The organism is Devosia sp. 1635 (assembly GCF_013185955.1).
Taxonomy (GTDB): Bacteria; Pseudomonadota; Alphaproteobacteria; order Rhizobiales; family Devosiaceae; genus Devosia.
In genome coordinates, this window is sequence record NZ_JABAOM010000005.1 from 379,046 (window position 1) to 396,609 (window position 17,564).

Here is a 17,564-nt window from a genome sequence, read left to right on the forward strand (position 1 = left end):
TCGCCTATATACCTAGCCTGCTGGAAAGACGGGATTGCAACCGGCCCTTGGCTCCCACCGCGCGCCGCACCTGCCGGAACTCGTCCAGGCGCGGATAACCCGCCTCGAAGGTATCCCGTGACTGGCGCGCGTCCTTGGTGAGATAAAGCCGACCGCCGGCGCGCACCACGATAGCATCGATCTCATCAAGAAGCGCGAAGATCTCGTCGGTGACCCGCACATCCAGCGCCAGCGTATAGCCTGGCATTGGGAAGGACAGCGGGCCGGTGCCATCCCCGAGCTTTTTGAGCACGGCAAGGAACGATGCCTTGCCCGAACGCGAAAACCGCTCGAGAATTTCGCTCAGCACGGCATGGGCATTGTCGGGCGGCACCACGCATTGATGCTGCAGGAAGCCGCGCCGCCCATAGATGCGGTTCCACTGGTCCACGCCGTCCAGCGGAAAGAAATACGGATTGAAGTGCACCAAAGCCTGCTCGGTGCGGGACCCCGCGCGGAAGTAAACCTCGTTAAAGGCCCGGACCGAAGCCCGGTTCAGCGTCCAGCTGGGCAATTCCAGCGGCACGCCCAGTTTTGCCCGAGGGGCTGGGGCCAGCACACCACGTTCGGATTGCGCGGCGGCAAGTTGATCCCGGGTAGCATGTTCACCCACATAAACCAGCGAGCGGCCCAGCGCTGCGCCGCCAGCAATGCAGTCGATCCAGGCTACCGAGTATGTCGCCTCGCTCGAGTCATCGAGGGCCTGCAGCGCGGCGCCAAGATCAGGGGCAACCACGGTGCGCTGGTCGATCCAGGCTGTTTCGATGGTGCGCAGTGTCATTGTCGCTTGCGCAATGATGCCCGTAAGCCCCATGCCGCCGATCGTAGCGAAGAACAGCTCACTATTGTTCTCGCGCGAACAATGAACGGTTTCGCCGCCTGGCACCACGAGATCAAGGCTCTGCAAATAAGCGCCAAAGCCACCATCGCGATGATGGTTCTTGCCGTGAATATCGGAGGCAATCATGCCGCCCACGGTCACGAGCTTGGTGCCCGGCACTACCGGTGGGAAAAACCCGCGTGGCACAAAGGTGTCGAGAATATCGGATAGCAGCACTCCGGCCTCGACCGTAAGATTGCCGCTGACCGGATCAAATTCTTTCATGCGATTGAGACTGCGGCCGAGCACCGTCAGGGCTTCGCCCATGGCGGCGTCGCCATAGGCGCGGCCATTGCCCCGAGCCACCAGACCGGAGCCATCGCGCATGAGCCGCGCGAGGTCGTCCGGGCTCGCGGCAGCGACAACCCGGCCATCCAGGCTTGGATAGCGTCCCCAGCCGTCCAGGCGCATCAAGATGCCTCCGTCCGGAACACAAAGCGCCGGTCGAGCCAGTATTTGGCGACATAGCCGATAGCAAGGCCGAGCGCGCCGCCGGAGTATTTGGCCACGTCGGTCTGCCAGATGGACCAGGCGGCGATTTCAAAGCTCCAGAAAACGATAGTGGTGAAGACGCTGAACAGGCCGTAAAGGCCCACCTTGCGCGCCTCCTCCCCGTGGGAGCTTGAGCTGTCAAAAAAGATCCAGTTCTTGTCCAGCACATATTTGGCGGCAAAGCCCGCCGCAGTTCCGGCCAGAATGGATAGCATCAGCGGCGCCCAGGGCAGCCCGGTGACGACCAGTTCCTGGACGCCAAAATTGATCAAGCTCGAAAGAATGGCGAACAGGACATAGCGAAAGGCAATGCTCATGCGGGCCTTGCCTCACGCGAACGCGGATAGGGAACAGGGTAGCAAATGGTTCAGGTCCTGCTTGTTCTAGAAGGCTGCCACGAAAAGAACGCCGGCGGTCGCCAGCGTTGCCACGCTGAGTCGATCCTTGAGAGCGAACACCACCGGGTCATCATGCATTTCCCCACGGCGCGCAACCAGCAAGGCCCGGCCAATCCAATAAGCCAGAATGGGCGCCACGAACCACAAGATTTCCGGGCGGCTGAAGGTGGTGACCACGCTTTCGCTCGAGGCATAAAGCAGGAACAGTGTGATGGCGTTGAGCGAAGCCGCTGCGGCGAGCGCCCCAACCATGTGGATGTCGTCGTTGCGATAGTCGCGGCTGGTGGCGTCGGGCAGGTTCGCTTCGCGCCGGGCCTGAAGTTCTACATAGCGCTTGATCAGTGCGAGCGACAGGAACCAGGACATGGTGAACGCCAGCAACCAGGGCGAGAGCACCACGGACAAAGCCACGGCACCGCCGACGACGCGCACGGAATAAAGGCCAGCGAGCGTGATCACATCGGCAATCATCTTGCGCTTGAGCAGGAAAGTATAAGCGCTGGTGAGAGCAAAATAGCCCAGCAGGACCCCAAGGAAGGGCAGGGAAACCCAGGCGCCCAGCGCCAGCGAGATGCCGAGCAGAACCGGGATAGCCAGCATGGCTTCCGAAAGCGGAACGGAGCCATTGGCGAGCGGGCGATGCCGCTTGCTGCGGTGGCCGCGGTCGTCCTGCAGGTCGATCAGGTCGTTGAGGATGTAAACGCTGGAGGCGCAAAGCGAAAAGGCAATTGCTGCCACGAGGACGTGCATGAATGCCGCCAGCTCAAACATCTGGCTGGTGATCAGAGGCACAAAGACGAGGCCGTTCTTGGCATATTGATGCACCCGCATCAGCTTGGCCCAGGCTTTCCAGCCCGCCCGCTCATGGGTCAAGTGCTCAACATCGTCGCTGGAACTTGCCAGCGCCCGCCCAACCCGCGCTGGGGCCCGGATCGCCAGGGCCTTGGCGGCGTGTGGCCAGACATGCAGGTCGGCCGCATCATTGCCGATGTAATCGAAGCCCTTCTCCCCAAAAGCCTCCACCAGCTTGTGCGCCTTCACCTTGCCCGCGCAATTGGTCAACTCATCGGTTGCGAACCAGCCATCGAACAGCTCGAGGTGATCTGCCACGGCGCCAACCAGCACTTCATGGCTGGCTGAGGCCAGATAAACCGGACGCCCTTCGGCCCGCGCCTGGCGAATGCAACGCAGCACTTCCTCGTCATAGGGCAAAACGGCCGGGTCAAATACGGCCGTCGCCGCCAGGCGATGCTTCAGCGCCGCCTTGCCCTGCTTGAGCGCGGCGATCAGTTCCAGCAGCGCGAGGGGGCGCCGGGACAGTTCGGCGAACGCCGTCTCAATCAACAGGTCAGAGCGCAACAGGGTGCCATCGAGATCCACGACCAAAGGCCGAAGATGCTCGCTTTGCTTGAGAACGGCGATATTCCCATCGGAATCCACCGTTGCGTCCCGCAGATAGGCTGGCCGCTTGGGCCGGGCATTGCGTGCCGAGAACTTCAAGACTTCTGTTGCATGCTGTTCAAGTTCACTCACGTATCACCTGCTTGGGAAGAAGGGCCGAACCCCACCCGAAACCAGAGAAAGCCCGTGCGCGTTCCCTTCATTGGTCATCGATAATGTGAAGCAATGAAAGCGCGCCTTCGCCCCCCGAAAGCTGCATGGGAGCTATGTTCTTGTAAAAGGGCTGAAAAATGGCCGCAACAAGCGGCTTCAAGCATGATGAATCGCGGCTGAGTCATGTTCTCGGGCCCCGGCAAACAAACAAGCTGAATGGAAAAGTTGGAGCGGGTGAAGGGAATCGAACCCTCGTCGTAAGCTTGGGAAGCTTCTGCTCTACCATTGAGCTACACCCGCACGGGTTTCTAGATGCGCGAAACCTCCCGAGCCGTCAAGCGATTCCGCCCGCCTAACCGTCAAACCTCCTGGCGGGGGAACCGCGCGGCAGTGGCGGCGTTGCTTGAGCACCATCTCTTTGGAGCACAGCGTCATGGGTATTATCTGGACCATCATCATCGGTTTCGTCGCCGGCATCATCGCCAAGTTTATCATGCCGGGCAACAATGAGCCTTCGGGCTTTATCCTCACCACTATCCTCGGCATTGTTGGTGCCTTTGTCGCGACCTTCCTTGGTCAGGCGCTCGGCTGGTACAGCGCCGATGAAGGTGCAGGCTTTATTGGCGCAATCGTCGGCGCAGTAATCGTGCTGGCAATCTGGGGCTTTATCGCCCGTCGCCGCTAAGCGGCACCTGAAGGAGAAGCAAAATGAAACGTGGCCCTTCCATGATGGCCCTGTTGGGCTTGCTGGCGGTAGCCGGCTATCAAAACCGCGATAAACTCGGCGAACTGCTCGGCAACGCCGGTCGGCAGGGAGGGCTAGGGGGCCAGGGCGGTCAGGGTGGTCTTGGCGAACCCGGCCAAACCGGCGCCCAAGGCGGCGGCCTGGGCAATTTGGGCGGCATGCTCGGTGGCCTCCTGGGCGGGGGCGCCGCAGCAGGCGGTCTGGGCGGCATGCTGAGCGGCGGTCTCGGCGATCTGATGGATAGCTTCAATCAGTCGGGACGCGGCAACAAGGCTCAAAGCTGGGTTGGACCCGGCAACAACGAGCCGCTCGACACCAGCGATCTGGAAGAAACGCTGGGCGAGGACACAATCACCTCGCTCACCCAGCAAACCGGGCTTTCCCGCACCGAATTGCTGCAGCGCCTGAGCCAGACCCTGCCTGAAGCCGTCAACCACTTCACGCCTGACGGCCACATTCCCACCGAGGAAGAGGCTGCGCGCCTGATCACTTGAGGCGAACCTCAGCTATTGGTCTGCACTTCAAGCCCTTTCCGGTTACGGATAGGGCTTGAAGTGTTTCGACAGCTTGAGCGTCTGCGCCTGGTAGTTCGAGTTGAGCTCGGTGCCGTATAGGCGCTCCGGGCGCTCCGCCAGGCGTTCATAAACCAGCCGGCCAATGGTCTGCCGATGGCCCAAGAGAAATGGCACCTCCCGGCTGCGCACTTCGAGCACCGCCCGGCTACCCGTGCCCCCGGCGGGCGAATGGCCAAAGCCGGGGTCGAAGAACCCGGCGTAATGCACGCGAAATTCCCCCACCAGCGGATCAAACGGCACCATTTCGGCTGCATGGGTGGGCGGCACATGCACGGCTTCGTCGCTGACCAGGATATAGAATTCGTCGGGATCAAGGATCAGCTCATCGCTGCCGCGATTGTAGAGCGGGTCCCAGAAATCGAGCACATCGAGCGCGCCCTTGCGATCCACATCCACCACTGCCGTATGCCGTTTGGACCGGAACCCAACCAGCCCGTTGCGCCCCTCGCCCTTGAGGTCGATGGACAACGCCACCCCGTCACCCACCGGATGATCGCCGCCAAACACCAACTTTTCAAGGCCGTGCAGCTGCACATGCTCGGCCTGGGACAGCCGCGAGTCACCCACCCGAAAGCGCATCTGCGACAACCGCGAGCCGCTGCGCACCAGAATGGGAAAGGTGCGCGGGCTGACTTCGAGATAAAGCGGGCCGTGGTACCCCGCCGGCATCTGGTCAAAGCCGCGCGCGCGGTCCCCAATCACCCGGGTAAAAACATCGAGCCGTCCGGTCGAGCTCTTGGGGTTGGTTGAAGCGCTTACGCTTGGCGGCAAGGCCAGGCTTTCCTGCAGCGGCACGAGATAAACGCAGCCGCGCTCCAGCACCGCCCCGCCCGAAAGGTCAATCTCATGCAGCTTGAGCGCATCGATCCGCTCGGCCACCGAATGATCCGGGCCCGGCAAAAAGCTTGAGCGCACCCGATAAGCCACCGCTCCCAACCGCAGATCAAGGCTTGCCGGCTGCACCTGGTCGGCATCGAATGCCCGCTCGGTCCTGATGGCGCCTTGCGCATGCAAGGCCTCGATCAGCCGGGCTGGGAACACCCCCGATGGCCAGTCGCCCTGCTTGTCCATGCGCTTCTCCAAGTTCGCCGCAACCCCTAGCAACAATTGACGGCGGCGAGCAATTGCCTTTAGATGCGCGAAGTGGTGATTTGGCCGGCCGATTGCAGCCACTTAAAATAAGTCGCTAAAGGACCGTTTCACACCGGCCGCTTTCCTGCGCGCCGGTTTTTTGTTGAGATCACCATGTCCAAGACCGAAAATCCGCTATTCGATCCTGCGCGTAGGGCCCCCGAAACGCAGCTGGTCCATGGTGGCACTGAACGCTCGCCGGCGGGCGAAACCTCCGAGGCCCTGTATTTGAACTCGGGCTATGTTTATCCCAGTTCGGGCGCAGCCGAAGCGCGCTTCAAGGGTGACGATCCCGGCTATATCTATTCGCGCTTTTCCAATCCCACCGTCGAAATGTTCCAGAACCGTATCGCGCTGCTGGAAGGGGCCGAGGCGGCGCGCGGCACGGCAACGGGCATGGCTGCCGTGACCTTGGCGCTAATGAGCCAGCTGCGCGCGGGCGATCACGTCGTATCGGCGCGCGCCCTGTTCGGCTCCTGCCGCTATGTCGTGGAAGACTATTTGCCGCGCTGGGGCGTCAGCTCCACCTTGGTTGATGGCCGCGACCCCAACAATTTTGCCGCCGCCATGCAGCCCAATACCAAAGCGGTGTTTCTCGAAACGCCCACCAACCCCACGCTCGAGCTGGTCGACATTGCCGCCGTTGCCGATATTGCGCACGCCCATGGCGCCGTGCTGATCGTCGACAATGTCTTTGCCACCCCCATCAACCAGTCGCCCCTGGCCCTGGGTGCCGACCTCGTCGTTTATTCCGCCACCAAGCATATCGATGGCCAGGGCCGCGTTATGGGTGGCGCCATTCTAGGCAGCCAAGAGCGGATCGGGGGCGATATCCATACTTTTATCCGCCAGACCGGCCCATCCATGAGCCCGTTCAACGCCTGGACGCTGCTTAAAGGACTGGAAACCCTGCCGATCCGGTTGCGCCAGTCCAATGCCTCGGCTGCGGCCATTGCCAATGCGCTGAGCGATCACCCCAAGATCAGCCGGGTGCTTTATCCGCACCATCCCGATCATCCCCAATACGAACTCGGCATGCGTCAGATGCGCGCTGGCTCCACCCTTGTCGCCTTCGAAGTCGAGGGCGGCCAGGAAGCGGCATTCCGCATGGCCGATGCATTGGCGGTGATCCTGATTTCCAACAATCTGGGTGACGCCAAGTCGATCATTACCCATCCGCGCACCACCACTCACCAGCGCTTGTCCGAAGAGGTCAAGCTTGAATCGGGGATCACCCCCGGCCTGCTGCGTCTTTCCGTGGGGCTAGAAGCAACTGAGGATCTGCTGGCCGATCTGCTTTACGGACTGGATCAGGTCTAGATGCGCGCCCCCGCGTTTCTGCGCCTGATCGTCCTGTTGGCGAGTGCGCTGGGTGGCGTAGCGTTGGCACAGGCGCAGCCCTTGCCTTATCACGCCGATCCCAGCGCACGGGAAATCGCGCCTAGCCTCGCGCAGGTGCCGGCAATCCGCTTTCTCACCACGGCGGACTTCCCGCCGTTCAACTTCCGTGACGCCAGCGGCGAACTGATCGGCTTCAACATCGATCTGGCTCGGCGCATCTGCACTCAGGTCGATACCGCCTGCACCATCCAGGCCTGGCCCTGGGATCAGGCTGCCAATGCCTTGGCGGACAATCAGGGCGACGCCTTGATCGCAGGCCTCGCGCTTTCGCCCGAGAACGGCCAGCGTTTTGATTATTCCACCACTTACTTGGCCCTGCCAGGGCGCTTTGTGACCCGAGCCGCCGATATCGAGCAGTTCGATCCGGCCCAGCTTGCGGGCAAGACGGTGGCGGTGCGCCGCGGCAGCGCCCACGAAACCTTCATGACCCGCTACCTGCCGGGCGCCACCATCCAGGGCTTTGACAGCGAAGCGGCTGCCCTTGCCGCGGTAGCCGAGGGCACGGTCGACGCTTATTTCGGTGACGGCATGCGCGCATCCTTCTGGCTCAACGATAATCTGAGCTGCTGCGGTTTTGCCGGGCCCGCCTATTTCCGTCCGGCCCTGTTTGGGGAAGGCTTGGCCATCGCCGTTCCCGCCGGCAACGACGCCATCCGTCACGCCATTGATTGGGCGCTGGTGGAGCTCAAGGAAAGCGGTGCGCTGGACGAGCTTTATCTGCGCTGGTTCCCGGTCGGATTTTACTGAACAGGCGCCGCCAGCCGCCATCCCAGTATTTGAGGTCGATGAGCACGCGCCGGCTGACCGGCGCGCTCAGCACATGCAGGCGCAACACGAACGGCACCTCGCCCATGAACAGGGCCGTCGCGCGATGATTGCCGTCCAGCAGCAGCAAGCGCCCCGCACCCAGATCATAAGCCGGTGCGTCAACGGTGATCGGACCCGCCTCTTGGGCAAAGCGATCGCGATAGGCGATAAAGGCTTGCCGGTTAGCCACCGGGAACTCACCCAGCCGCGCCGCAATATCGCCGATGCGCATTGGCCGCGCGAATAGGTTCTTCATCGACACCTCCACCTGCCGCTCCGTGCCGCGGTAGGCGGTGAACACGTCGCCAAGAGCCGCGCGGTCGGTGATCTCCTGCACCCCGACTGTCGCTGTTCCCGGCGCAATCCGCTCATAATGCAGGCGCAGTTGAATGCCGGGAAACCGCTCGGCAAAGCCGGCAAGAGCATCGGGCCGCGTTGCTGCCTCTTCAGAAATCATTAACGAAACGGCCTTTTTCCTTGTCTCTGCGCGGGCGACCCTAGGCAGTTGGCGGGCGGGCGGCAAGCGCCAGCACAATTGACGCAAGGGGCAGGGGATGCAACACACGCTCAAACCTCCTCCGAAAGGCTTGTTGCATTGTCGCCCGCTCCGCTGCCCGAACTCGATCCTGCGTTTTTTGACGCTGCCCAAACCGCCCGCGCCTGGCCGTTTGAGGAAGCCCGCAAGCTCGTCGCGCGGCTCGAAAAAACCGGGAAAAAGGAAGCCCTGTTCGAAACCGGCTATGGTCCCTCGGGCCTGCCCCATATCGGCACGTTCGGCGAAGTGGCCCGTACCACCATGGTGCGCACGGCCTTTCGCTTGCTCACCCGCGACCAGGTACCCACGCGGCTCCTCTGCTTCTCCGATGACATGGACGGCATGCGCAAGATCCCGGAAACCGTGCCCTCCAAGGAGGCGATGGAGCCGCATCTGCAAAAGCCGCTGACCTCCGTGCCGGACCCGTGGACCAACGAGCACAACAGCTTCGGCGACCACAACAACGCCATGCTCCGGCGTTTCCTCGACACGTTCGGCTTCGACTACGAGTTCGCCAGCGCTACCGACTACTACAAGTCCGGCCGCTTCGACACGGTGCTGCGCCTCGCCGCCGAACGCTACGACGACATCATGGCGGTGATGCTGCCGACCCTGGGTGCCGAGCGGCAGGCAACCTACTCGCCCTTTTTGCCCATCTCCCCTATCTCCGGCCGCGTGCTCTACGTGCCGATGAAGGAGGTCAATGCCAAGGACGGCACTGTCACCTTCACCGACGAAGATGGACGCGACACCACCGTCCCGGTCACCGGCGGCCACGTAAAGCTGCAGTGGAAGCCCGATTTCGGCATGCGCTGGGCTGCCCTGGGCGTCGATTTCGAGATGTTCGGCAAGGATCATCAAACCAACCAGCACATCTACGACAAGATCTGCGCCATTCTCGGCGGCACCCCGCCCGAGCACTATGTCTACGAGCTCTTTCTGGATTCCGAGGGCCAGAAGATCTCCAAGTCCAAGGGCAACGGGCTAACCATCGATGAATGGCTGACCTATGCCTCGACCGAGAGTCTGGGGCTCTACATGTTCCTCAAGCCGCGCGTCGCCAAGCGCCTGCACTTCGACGTCATCCCGCGCCAGGTGGACGACTATTATTCCCATGTCGCCGCTTATCAGGAGCAGGACGCGGCTGCCCGGCTCGAGAACCCTGCGTTCCACGTCCACTACGGCGACGTGCCGAACCCCGACGTGCCGCTCAGCTTTGCGCTGCTGCTCAACCTGGTCGCTACTGCCAATGCCCAGGATACCAAGGTGATGTGGGGCTTTATCTCGCGCTACATCCCCGGCGCGAGCCCCGTGACCCATCCCGAGCTCGACAAGCTCGCCGGCTATGCGGTGCGCTACTTCAACGACCGCGTTAAGCCGTTCAAGATCTACCGCGCGCCAACCGACCACGAGCGCGCCGCGCTTGAGGACCTGCGCACCCAGCTCGAGGCCTATGCCGGCTCGACCGATGCCGAGGCGCTGCAGAACCTGGTCTACGAAATCGGCAAGGCCCACAAGTTCGAGCCGCTGCGCGACTGGTTCAAGGCTATCTACCAGGTGCTGCTCGGCGAGGATCAAGGCCCGCGCTTCGGCTCCTTCATCGCCCTTTACGGCGTGGGGGAAACGCGCAGGCTCATCGAGGACGCCCTCGAAGGCAAGCTGCTGAACTCATCCGCCGCCTGACCTGACTGGACGAGATTCGTCCGCCACATCCGGCTGTCACCCCGGCTCTGAGCCGGGGGCCATCACCATCGGGGCCGCCTTATTGGCTGGCCCAGATGATCCGCGCGATCCATTCAATATCGGCGGTGTTGATCAAGCGCGGCTCATAGGCGGGATTGACTGAATGCAGCTCGATCTGCTTGGCCGTTTGCCGCGCGAGGATCTTGGCCATCACTTCGCCATCGCGCGTCTTGACCACGACCCGGTCGCCCCGCCGCACCTGCTCGGTAGGCGACACCACGATCCGGTCGCCTTCGCGATACAGCGGCTCCATGGAGTCGCCCTGCACCTCAAGCGCATAGATCCCGGCTTCTCCAGGGGTGGGCAGGGCAATCTCCTCCCAGCCCTGACCGGCCGGGAAACCCGCGCTGTCGAAAAACCCGCCTGAACCGGCCTGCGCCAAGCCCAGCAGTGGCACAGTAGGGGCTGATCCACGCTCGGGCATCTGCATGAAGGCCCCGGTGCCGGCCAGGAACGTATCGAAACCCTCGCCCGTCGCTTCGAGGATCTTGGCGAGGCTTTCCGTGGATGGCCAGCGCTCCCGCCCATCCTTGCTCACGCGCTTGGACACATTGAACGCCGTGGCATCGAGCCCCGCAAGCTTGGCCAGCGCTGAAACGGACAGGCGCTGCCGGCGCGCTAGGGCGTCGATCCCATCCCAAACGGCTCGGTGTGACAACATGGGTGGCAACTCACTGCGGCAGGAAACTTGTCTCTCTTAGGCAATAAGTCCTATTTTCTACACATCTTCCCACCGCCTGTAAAGTCAGAGCCGCTTGCCCCTTTGCCGAAGTGGTGATTAGGGTCGCGCCATGACCACGCCCGTTCTGATCTACAAGATTGCCACCGAGGCCGCATTCGCGCCTTACCGGAATGCGCCGGCTTTTCCCGGCATGCCGGTTGATGCTGCCGATGGCTACATGCATTTTTCTACGGCTGCGCAACTGCCCGAAACCCTGCGCCTCCACTTCGCCGGTCAGTCCGACCTGGTGCTGCTGGCGGTGCGCACGGCCGATCTGGCGCAACTGCTCGTCTGGGAGCCCTCGCGCGGCGACCAGCTCTTCCCCCATCTTTATGCTGATCTACCCACAACGGCCATTGTCTGGGAAGCGCCGCTTGCTGTTGCGGCTGACGGCACCTGCATCTTGCCCGAGGCCGTGCAATGATCTTTTCGGCTCTTTCACCATTGCTGCGTCTCGCCCCGGTTCAGGAGCTGACGCGCGACGCCTTGCTCAAGCTCGATGCGGAAACCGCCCACCTCGCCACGATCAAGGCGCTGCGACTGGGTCTCGGTCCCGAACAGACCCAGGCTGATCCGCCCGAGCTGCGCACTACTTTATGCGGGCTGGGGCTGAGCAATCCCGTGGGCATGGCCGCCGGCTTCGACAAGAATGCCGAAGTGGCACGGCCCCTGGCCCTGATGGGCTTTGGCATGGTCGAGATCGGCACCGTCACCCCGCGTCCGCAAGCGGGCAATCCCAAGCCACGTCTGTTCCGCCTGCCCGAGGGCGAGGGCGTTATCAACCGCATGGGCTTCAACAATGAAGGCCACCAAGCGGTTTTTGCCCGCCTCAAGGACGCCCGCGTTCCTGCCGCCCTTGGCATCAATATCGGCGCCAACAAGGACAGCCCCGATTTCGTCGCCGATTACGTCTTGGGTGTGCAGCGCTTTGCCGATCTCGCCGATTACCTGACCGTCAATATCTCCTCGCCCAACACGCCCGGCCTGCGTGATCTACAAAGCGATGAGGCCCTGCGTCGTCTCCTGGGTGAAGTGCTGCAGGCCCGCGCCAAGAGCCGCGTCCGGGTTCCGGTTTTCCTCAAGATCGCCCCCGATCTCGACGAAGCTGCGCTCGATGCCATCGCCAAAGTGGTGCTGGCCACCGATCTTGATGGCCTCATTGTCTCCAACACCACGCTCAGCCGCGACACTGTGCAGGGCCAATCCAACGCCTCCGAGGCGGGCGGGCTTTCGGGCAAGCCCTTGTTCAACCGCGCTACGCAACGCCTGGCCCAAACGCGCCAGCGTGTCGGCGATTTGCCCATCATCGGGGTCGGTGGCATTCATTCGCCGCAAACGGCTCTCGCCAAGTTCGAAGCGGGTGCCAATGCCGTCCAGCTTTATTCCGCGCTGGTGTTTGGCGGTCTGGACCTGCTCGACCGCATCAAGCAGGGCCTTGCCGCTGCCGTGCGCGCCCAGGGCAAAACCAATATAAGCGAGCTCGTCGGCACCCGTGTCGAGCACTGGGCTGGCGACGCCACCACCCCCTAGGCGGCGAACAAGCCGGCCTTGCGCCGCTCCAACGCCCACCAATAAATCGCGCCGCGCGCCAAAAACCAGCAATGGAGCGCGGCCCACAGGCCCCAATTACCCCACAGCGGCTGCAGCACGGCGACGGCGGCCAAGAACACCACCAGCGACGCCACCATGCCATTGCGCATCAGCACATTGAGCGTCGTGCCCACCAGAATGCCGTCAAACACCACGGCCGGCATGAAGGTGACGGCACAGAGCGCCGCCACGGGCAGGTAGAGCAGGGCATGCTGCTGCACTTCCGCATTGGTCGTCATGAGGCCAATGATCCAGGGCCCGCCGGCGAACCAGGCCAGGCCCAGCCCCGCCGCCAACATGAAACCCCAGGCAAAGCTGAGCCGATAAGCCTGATCAAAGGCTGGCCGCCAATTGGCGCCGAGTGCTTTGCCGCTCAATTGCTCGGCCGCCTGCGCGATGCCATCCAGAAAATACCCGGCCACCATGAGGAGGTTCAGCAACAAGGCATTGCCCGATAGCGCCACCTCGCCCATGCGCGTGCCCTGCGCGGCAAACCACGCATAGGCGCCCATCAGCGCCATGGACCGGATCATCAGATCCCGGCTCAGGCCGAACATGCGCTTGAGGCCCTTCGGATCGAGCAGCTCGGTCAGTGGCACAAGGTGAGCGATCCGGCCCAAGCCGCCGAAATGGCGCACCAGCAGCCCCAGCCCAAGCAGGGCCGCGACCGCTTGGCCGATCACCGTGGCCCAGGCCGCGCCCGGCACGCCCCAGCCCAGGCCATGCACGAACCAGATGCTGAGTACGATATCGATGCCATGGAGCAGCATTTGCAGCATCATGCCGGTGGTGGCCTGCGCCCGGCCGTAAAACCACCCCAGCAGCGCATAGTTCAACAGCGCAAAGGGCGCCGCCCAGATGCGAACGGCAAAATACTCGCCCATTGCAGCGGATACTCCCGCTTCGGGGGCAAGCAAGCGATTGCTCAACCACAGGATCGGCCCGGCCAGCGCGATCATCGCCAGCCCGATCAGCACCGCGAGCACGATGGCCCGGCTGGCATGCACCAGCCCACCATTGGCCTCACGCGCGCCAACCGCCTGGGCGGTCAGCCCGGCCGTGCCGATGCGCAGGAAATAAGCCAAGGAAAACAGCACATCGAACAGCAGTGCGGCCAGTACCAGCCCGCCCAGCAGGCTCGCATCGCCCAGCCGCCCGATTACCGTGATATCAACCAGCCCCACAATGGGCTCGGTGATAAAGGCCAGGCTCGCGGGCAGGGCGATTTTCCACACATCACCATGCCGCACCACGAATGGATATTGCGGCCGCAGCGGCGTGGTCGTGGTCATCGATCAACTCGGGGGAAAAGCAGGGGAGGGGCAACAGCTCCCAGCTTATAACGGCATTTCGCCGTGCTGCCAGTGGCTGTTCAGCACAGTTTCAGCTTTCGGTATCGAGTTCGATGATCACATCGGCGCGGTCGCGCGATTCCCAAACCAGGTCATAATTGGGCAGGTCATTGCGCGCGATGTGGGCGCGATTGCGCTCCTCGGTGAACAGCCCTTCGGCTGCGTGGCGCCGCAGCAATCGTTGCTCCACCCGTTCACGCGGCACGTTGATGAAGACGCAATAGTCGAGCAGCGACTTGACGCCGGCCCATGGCCCCTGCGTCAGCAGCAGGTAGTTACCCTCGACAATCAGCACCCGCACTTCCGGACCAATTGCAAAGGCATCCTCCACCACATCCTCGATCTTGCGCGAATAGCCCGGGCCGCTGATGGTTTCCGTTGCCCGCTTCAGCTGGTGCAGGAAGTCGACGAAGGCTTCGCCCTCGAAGGTGTGGGGCGCGCCCTTGCGGTCGGTCTGCCCCAGCGCTTCGAGCTTGGCATGGCGCATGTGAAACCCGTCCATGGGCACAAGGGCCGCAATCCCGGGATGGGTCGCGTTGATCATGGTCACGAGTTCTGCCGCCAGCGTCGATTTGCCCACGCCCGGACCCCCGGCGATCCCCACCCCGATGCGGCCATGCTTCTGGCTCATCAGCTCCAGAATATGGGGCACCAACCGCCCCAGCGCCTCGCCCGGGGTGAGATGGAGCGTCGCGGTCATCGGCGCTTGCCCGTCAAGCGCAGCAGCAGCCAGATTGGGATCACCAGTGCTGCGCCCGTCAGCACATAATTGAGCGTGGTCCGCGCCACCCCGGCACTGTCGCGCAGCGTTTCGCGCACCAGTTCAACGGCACCCCGGAAGATCTCGGTGGCATCAACCCCGAATACCGACATGAAAAAGCCTGCCACCAGCGATAACAGGATCAACCGCAGGATCACGCCACCGGGACGGCCGCCCATGAAGCGCTCCAGCCAGGAGCGGTGATCAACCAATTCATCGCGATCCTCGATCATGCCGCCAACCTCGCTTCTGTGCCGCCTCGTCACCATATAGGCTGTTTGCATCTTGCCCAAGACCTTGGCGTGTCTGTGACCGAACTCCTCCCGCAACTGCCCCCTGTGATCACCGATTGGTTCGCCAGCAAAGGATGGGCGCCGCGCGCCCATCAGCTGGCGGTGCTCGAGAGCTGGAATGCCAGTGCCTCGGCGCTGCTGATTGCGCCGACCGGAGCCGGCAAGACGCTGGCCGGTTTTCTCCCCACGCTTGCCGACCTGATTGCCGAGCCTCGCCCGGGCTTGCACACGCTCTATATTTCCCCGCTCAAGGCCCTCGCGGTGGACGTCGCTCGCAATCTTGAAACCCCGATTGCGGAAATGGGCCTGCCGATCAGGGTTGAGACCCGGACCGGCGACACGCCCGCGTCGCGCCGCGCCCGCCAGCGCACCAATCCGCCCCAAATCCTGCTCACCACCCCCGAACAGATCGCCTTGCTGCTCAGCCACCCTCAGGCCGAGCTGCTGTTCGGCTCGGTGCGCCGCATCGTGCTCGATGAACTCCATGCGCTGGTCACCTCCAAGCGCGGCGAATTGCTGTCGCTGGCCATTGCCCGGCTGGCGCGGATGGCGCCCGATATGCGCATCACCGCGCTCAGCGCCACGGTTGCGCGACCCGATCTATTGCGCGACTGGATCGCCCAGCCACTCCCAGAAGCGCCTACGCATCTGCTGACGGCTGGCGGTGGCGCCCCGCCCGAGCTGGCGATCCTTCAGACCGAAGAACGGCTGCCTTGGGCAGGGCACTCAGCGGCCTATGCCCATCGTGAACTCTACGAGACCATCAAACAGCACCGCACTACGCTCCTTTTCGTCAATACCCGCTCCCAGGCCGAGGCCTTATTCCAAGGCCTCTGGGCGCAGAACGAGGACCTGCTGCCCATCGCCCTCCACCACGGCTCGCTTTCGGTCGAGCAGCGCCGCAAGGTGGAAGCGGCTATGTCTGCAGGTGTCCTTAAGGCCGTGGTCTGCACCTCGACGCTTGATCTCGGCATCGACTGGGGCGATGTGGATCTCGTCGTGCAGGTTGGCGCGCCCAAAGGCTCGTCGCGCATGCTCCAGCGCATCGGCCGCGCCAATCACCGGCTCGATGACCCGTCCAAGGCTCTGCTGGTCCCCTCCAACCGCTTTGAAGTGCTGGAATGCGAAGCGGCGGTGGAAGCTGTCTCGGAGAACCATCAGGATAGTGAGGACCCGACCTCGGGCGCCTATGATGTTCTCGCCCAGCACATCCTGGGCATGGCCTGTGCCGAGCCCTTCCACCCCGATGAGCTCTTTGCCGAGATTTGTCGCGCTTGGCCTTATCGCGATCTGGCGCGCTCTCAGTTCGATCGCATTCTCGACTTTGTCGCCACCGGTGGCTATGCGCTGCGCGCCTATGAGCGCTATGCCCGGTTGAAGCTCATGCCCGACGGGCGCTGGCGCATCGCCCATCCCCAGGTCGCCCAGCAATATCGGCTCAATATCGGCACCATTGTTGAAGAGCCCATGGTCAAGGTGCGCCTCGTTCGGGGCCGCGGCTTTAAGCGCGGCGCCACAACTGGCCCAATCGGCTATGGTGGCCGCGTGCTGGGGGAAATGGAGGAATACTTTTTTGGCACCCTGCTGCTGGGAGACACCTTCATGTTCGGCGGTGAAATCGTCGCCTTCGAGGGCATGAAGGACAACGAGGCCTATGTGAGCCGGGCCCAGTCCACCGATCCCAAGATCCCCTCCTATATGGGCGGCCGCTTTCCCCTCTCTACCTACCTCGCCGATCGGGTGCGCCGCTTGCTCGATGATCCCCATGAATGGTCCAAGCTCCCCGATCAGGTCAGCGACTGGCTGCGCCTGCAGGAGGAAGTCTCGGTGCTGCCCCGCTCGGATAGTCTCTTGGTTGAAACCTTCGCGCGCGGCAGCCAGAACTTCATGGTCTGCTACCCCTTTGAAGGCCGGCTCGCCCACCAGACCTTGGGCATGCTGCTGACGCGCCGGCTGGAACGCGCCCGCGCGCGACCGCTTGGTTTCGTCGCCTCCGAATATGCGCTGGCGATCTGGGGTCTCGGTGATCTCTCCGCTCTGATCCGCACCGACCGGCTTTCGCTCGACGAACTCTTTGCCGAAGACATGCTGGGCGAAGACCTCGAGGATTGGCTCGATGAATCCGCTTTGATGAAGCGCACCTTCCGCAACTGCGCCATCATTGCCGGGCTGATCGAACGCCGCCATCCCGGCAAGGAGAAAACCGGGCGGCAGCTCACCATGTCCTCCGATCTCATCTATGACGTGCTTTACCAGCACGAGCCAGACCACATCCTGATCCAGGCCACCCGCCGCGATGCCGCCCGCGGCCTCCTTGATATCGAGCGCCTTGGCCAGATGCTGCGCCGCATCCGCCAGCACATCGTCCACAAGCCGCTCCATCGCGTTTCCCCGCTCGCCGTTCCAATTCTCCTCGATATCGGCCGTGAGCCGATTTATGGGGAAGGGCGCGAATCAGCTATGGCAGATGCCGCCGATGAGTTGATGCGCGAGGCCATGAGTGGCCCCGAAGGACAACAGCGCTCCGGCGAAGCGGTTTAATACGGAC

17 protein-coding genes, 1 tRNA gene and 1 riboswitch are annotated in these 17,564 nt (G+C 62.9%); of the genes, 8 read left to right on the forward strand and 10 right to left on the reverse strand.

All coding sequences use genetic code 11. The features are described 5' to 3' along the window. Positions 1–4 precede the first annotated feature (4 nt). The 4 genes from HRU92_RS18050 to HRU92_RS18065 form a co-directional block, all read right to left on the reverse strand. On the reverse strand, positions 5–1,333 hold the full coding sequence (locus tag HRU92_RS18050; RefSeq protein WP_248307219.1) for an FAD-binding oxidoreductase: 1,329 nt from the start codon (positions 1,331–1,333) through the stop codon (positions 5–7). Further along, positions 1,330–1,728, reverse strand: coding sequence for a GtrA family protein (locus HRU92_RS18055; RefSeq protein ID WP_172122451.1), 399 nt, complete (start codon positions 1,726–1,728; stop codon positions 1,330–1,332). The genes HRU92_RS18050 and HRU92_RS18055 overlap by 4 nt, the downstream gene beginning before the upstream one ends. A gap of 66 nt (positions 1,729–1,794) precedes the next feature. Then, entirely contained in the window at positions 1,795–3,342 is a 1,548-nt protein-coding gene (locus HRU92_RS18060; RefSeq protein WP_349236671.1) for a UbiA family prenyltransferase, read from the reverse strand. 247 nt (positions 3,343–3,589) lie between these two features. After that, positions 3,590–3,663: transfer RNA gene (locus HRU92_RS18065), tRNA-Gly, on the reverse strand. 133 nt (positions 3,664–3,796) lie between these two features. Here HRU92_RS18065 and HRU92_RS18070 point away from each other — a divergent pair. Together HRU92_RS18070 and HRU92_RS18075 are read left to right on the forward strand one after the other, a co-directional pair. Then, complete coding sequence (locus HRU92_RS18070) at positions 3,797–4,048, forward strand: GlsB/YeaQ/YmgE family stress response membrane protein (protein ID WP_172122452.1); 252 nt, start codon at positions 3,797–3,799, stop codon at positions 4,046–4,048. A gap of 23 nt (positions 4,049–4,071) precedes the next feature. After that, the gene (locus HRU92_RS18075) at positions 4,072–4,602 is read left to right on the forward strand and encodes a YidB family protein (protein ID WP_127752037.1); all 531 of its coding nucleotides are present in this window, start codon (positions 4,072–4,074) and stop codon (positions 4,600–4,602) included. A gap of 42 nt (positions 4,603–4,644) precedes the next feature. Here the strand turns inward: HRU92_RS18075 and HRU92_RS18080 are convergent, their stop codons facing one another. Continuing rightward, complete coding sequence (locus HRU92_RS18080; RefSeq protein WP_127752038.1) at positions 4,645–5,754, reverse strand: 2'-deoxycytidine 5'-triphosphate deaminase; 1,110 nt, start codon at positions 5,752–5,754, stop codon at positions 4,645–4,647. A 62-nt stretch (positions 5,755–5,816) separates the two neighbouring features. After that, a riboswitch (SAM riboswitch) is annotated at positions 5,817–5,893 on the forward strand. 35 nt (positions 5,894–5,928) lie between these two features. Here HRU92_RS18080 and metZ point away from each other — a divergent pair. Both metZ and HRU92_RS18090 read left to right on the forward strand, forming a co-directional pair. Then, positions 5,929–7,134, forward strand: a complete 1,206-nt coding sequence (gene metZ / locus HRU92_RS18085) for an O-succinylhomoserine sulfhydrylase (protein ID WP_172122453.1) — start codon at positions 5,929–5,931, stop codon at positions 7,132–7,134. Further along, positions 7,135–7,962, forward strand: a complete 828-nt coding sequence (locus HRU92_RS18090; RefSeq protein ID WP_172122454.1) for a transporter substrate-binding domain-containing protein — start codon at positions 7,135–7,137, stop codon at positions 7,960–7,962. On the opposite strand, the gene HRU92_RS18095 is transcribed toward HRU92_RS18090, so the two are convergent. Then, positions 7,901–8,479: a hypothetical protein gene (locus tag HRU92_RS18095; RefSeq protein ID WP_172122455.1), complete on the reverse strand. Its 579-nt coding sequence runs from the start codon at positions 8,477–8,479 to the stop codon at positions 7,901–7,903. The genes HRU92_RS18090 and HRU92_RS18095 overlap by 62 nt on opposite strands. 138 nt (positions 8,480–8,617) lie before the next feature. Between HRU92_RS18095 and HRU92_RS18100 the strand changes: the two genes are divergently transcribed. Then, the gene (locus tag HRU92_RS18100; RefSeq protein ID WP_172122456.1) at positions 8,618–10,240 is read left to right on the forward strand and encodes a lysine--tRNA ligase; all 1,623 of its coding nucleotides are present in this window, start codon (positions 8,618–8,620) and stop codon (positions 10,238–10,240) included. 79 nt (positions 10,241–10,319) lie between these two features. Here HRU92_RS18100 and HRU92_RS18105 read toward each other — a convergent pair whose 3' ends face one another. After that, positions 10,320–10,961, reverse strand: a complete 642-nt coding sequence (locus HRU92_RS18105; RefSeq protein WP_127752043.1) for a helix-turn-helix transcriptional regulator — start codon at positions 10,959–10,961, stop codon at positions 10,320–10,322. Between the two features lie 130 nt (positions 10,962–11,091). Between HRU92_RS18105 and HRU92_RS18110 the strand changes: the two genes are divergently transcribed. Together HRU92_RS18110 and HRU92_RS18115 are read left to right on the forward strand one after the other, a co-directional pair. Continuing rightward, positions 11,092–11,445 carry a DUF952 domain-containing protein gene (locus tag HRU92_RS18110; protein ID WP_172122457.1) on the forward strand — a complete coding sequence of 118 codons (354 nt, stop codon included), beginning with the start codon at positions 11,092–11,094 and terminating at the stop codon, positions 11,443–11,445. Beyond that, positions 11,442–12,551, forward strand: coding sequence for a quinone-dependent dihydroorotate dehydrogenase (locus HRU92_RS18115; protein ID WP_173088820.1), 1,110 nt, complete (start codon positions 11,442–11,444; stop codon positions 12,549–12,551). The genes HRU92_RS18110 and HRU92_RS18115 overlap by 4 nt, the downstream gene beginning before the upstream one ends. On the opposite strand, the gene HRU92_RS18120 is transcribed toward HRU92_RS18115, so the two are convergent. The 3 genes from HRU92_RS18120 to HRU92_RS18130 all read right to left on the reverse strand — a co-directional run bounded on the left by HRU92_RS18120 (position 12,548) and on the right by HRU92_RS18130 (position 15,007). Then, positions 12,548–13,903: an MATE family efflux transporter gene (locus HRU92_RS18120; RefSeq protein ID WP_173088822.1), complete on the reverse strand. Its 1,356-nt coding sequence runs from the start codon at positions 13,901–13,903 to the stop codon at positions 12,548–12,550. The genes HRU92_RS18115 and HRU92_RS18120 overlap by 4 nt on opposite strands. A 91-nt stretch (positions 13,904–13,994) precedes the next feature. After that, entirely contained in the window at positions 13,995–14,663 is a 669-nt protein-coding gene (locus HRU92_RS18125; RefSeq protein WP_172122460.1) for a nucleoside/nucleotide kinase family protein, read from the reverse strand. Further along, positions 14,660–15,007, reverse strand: coding sequence for a DUF6460 domain-containing protein (locus HRU92_RS18130; RefSeq protein WP_164854675.1), 348 nt, complete (start codon positions 15,005–15,007; stop codon positions 14,660–14,662). The genes HRU92_RS18125 and HRU92_RS18130 overlap by 4 nt, the downstream gene beginning before the upstream one ends. Before the next feature lie 24 nt (positions 15,008–15,031). On the opposite strand from HRU92_RS18130, the gene HRU92_RS18135 reads away from it, so the two are divergent. Beyond that, positions 15,032–17,557, forward strand: a complete 2,526-nt coding sequence (locus HRU92_RS18135; RefSeq protein ID WP_248305228.1) for a ligase-associated DNA damage response DEXH box helicase — start codon at positions 15,032–15,034, stop codon at positions 17,555–17,557. Positions 17,558–17,564: the final 7 nt, after the last annotated feature.

Bases quoted from the DNA above. Each gene is read 5' to 3' on its own strand.
- HRU92_RS18055 (WP_172122451.1), bottom strand. From the start codon at position 1,728: ATGAGCATTGCCTTTCGCTATGTCCTGTTCGCCATTCTTTCGAGCTTG.
- HRU92_RS18070 (WP_172122452.1), top strand. From the start codon at position 3,797: ATGGGTATTATCTGGACCATCATCATCGGTTTCGTCGCCGGCATCATC.
- HRU92_RS18075 (WP_127752037.1), top strand. From the start codon at position 4,072: ATGAAACGTGGCCCTTCCATGATGGCCCTGTTGGGCTTGCTGGCGGTA.
- HRU92_RS18080 (WP_127752038.1), bottom strand. From the start codon at position 5,754: ATGGACAAGCAGGGCGACTGGCCATCGGGGGTGTTCCCAGCCCGGCTG.
- metZ (WP_172122453.1), top strand. From the start codon at position 5,929: ATGTCCAAGACCGAAAATCCGCTATTCGATCCTGCGCGTAGGGCCCCC.
- HRU92_RS18090 (WP_172122454.1), top strand. From the start codon at position 7,135: ATGCGCGCCCCCGCGTTTCTGCGCCTGATCGTCCTGTTGGCGAGTGCG.
- HRU92_RS18095 (WP_172122455.1), bottom strand. From the start codon at position 8,479: ATGATTTCTGAAGAGGCAGCAACGCGGCCCGATGCTCTTGCCGGCTTT.
- HRU92_RS18105 (WP_127752043.1), bottom strand. From the start codon at position 10,961: ATGTTGTCACACCGAGCCGTTTGGGATGGGATCGACGCCCTAGCGCGC.
- HRU92_RS18110 (WP_172122457.1), top strand. From the start codon at position 11,092: ATGACCACGCCCGTTCTGATCTACAAGATTGCCACCGAGGCCGCATTC.
- HRU92_RS18115 (WP_173088820.1), top strand. From the start codon at position 11,442: ATGATCTTTTCGGCTCTTTCACCATTGCTGCGTCTCGCCCCGGTTCAG.
- HRU92_RS18120 (WP_173088822.1), bottom strand. From the start codon at position 13,903: ATGACCACGACCACGCCGCTGCGGCCGCAATATCCATTCGTGGTGCGG.
- HRU92_RS18125 (WP_172122460.1), bottom strand. From the start codon at position 14,663: ATGACCGCGACGCTCCATCTCACCCCGGGCGAGGCGCTGGGGCGGTTG.
- HRU92_RS18130 (WP_164854675.1), bottom strand. From the start codon at position 15,007: ATGCAAACAGCCTATATGGTGACGAGGCGGCACAGAAGCGAGGTTGGC.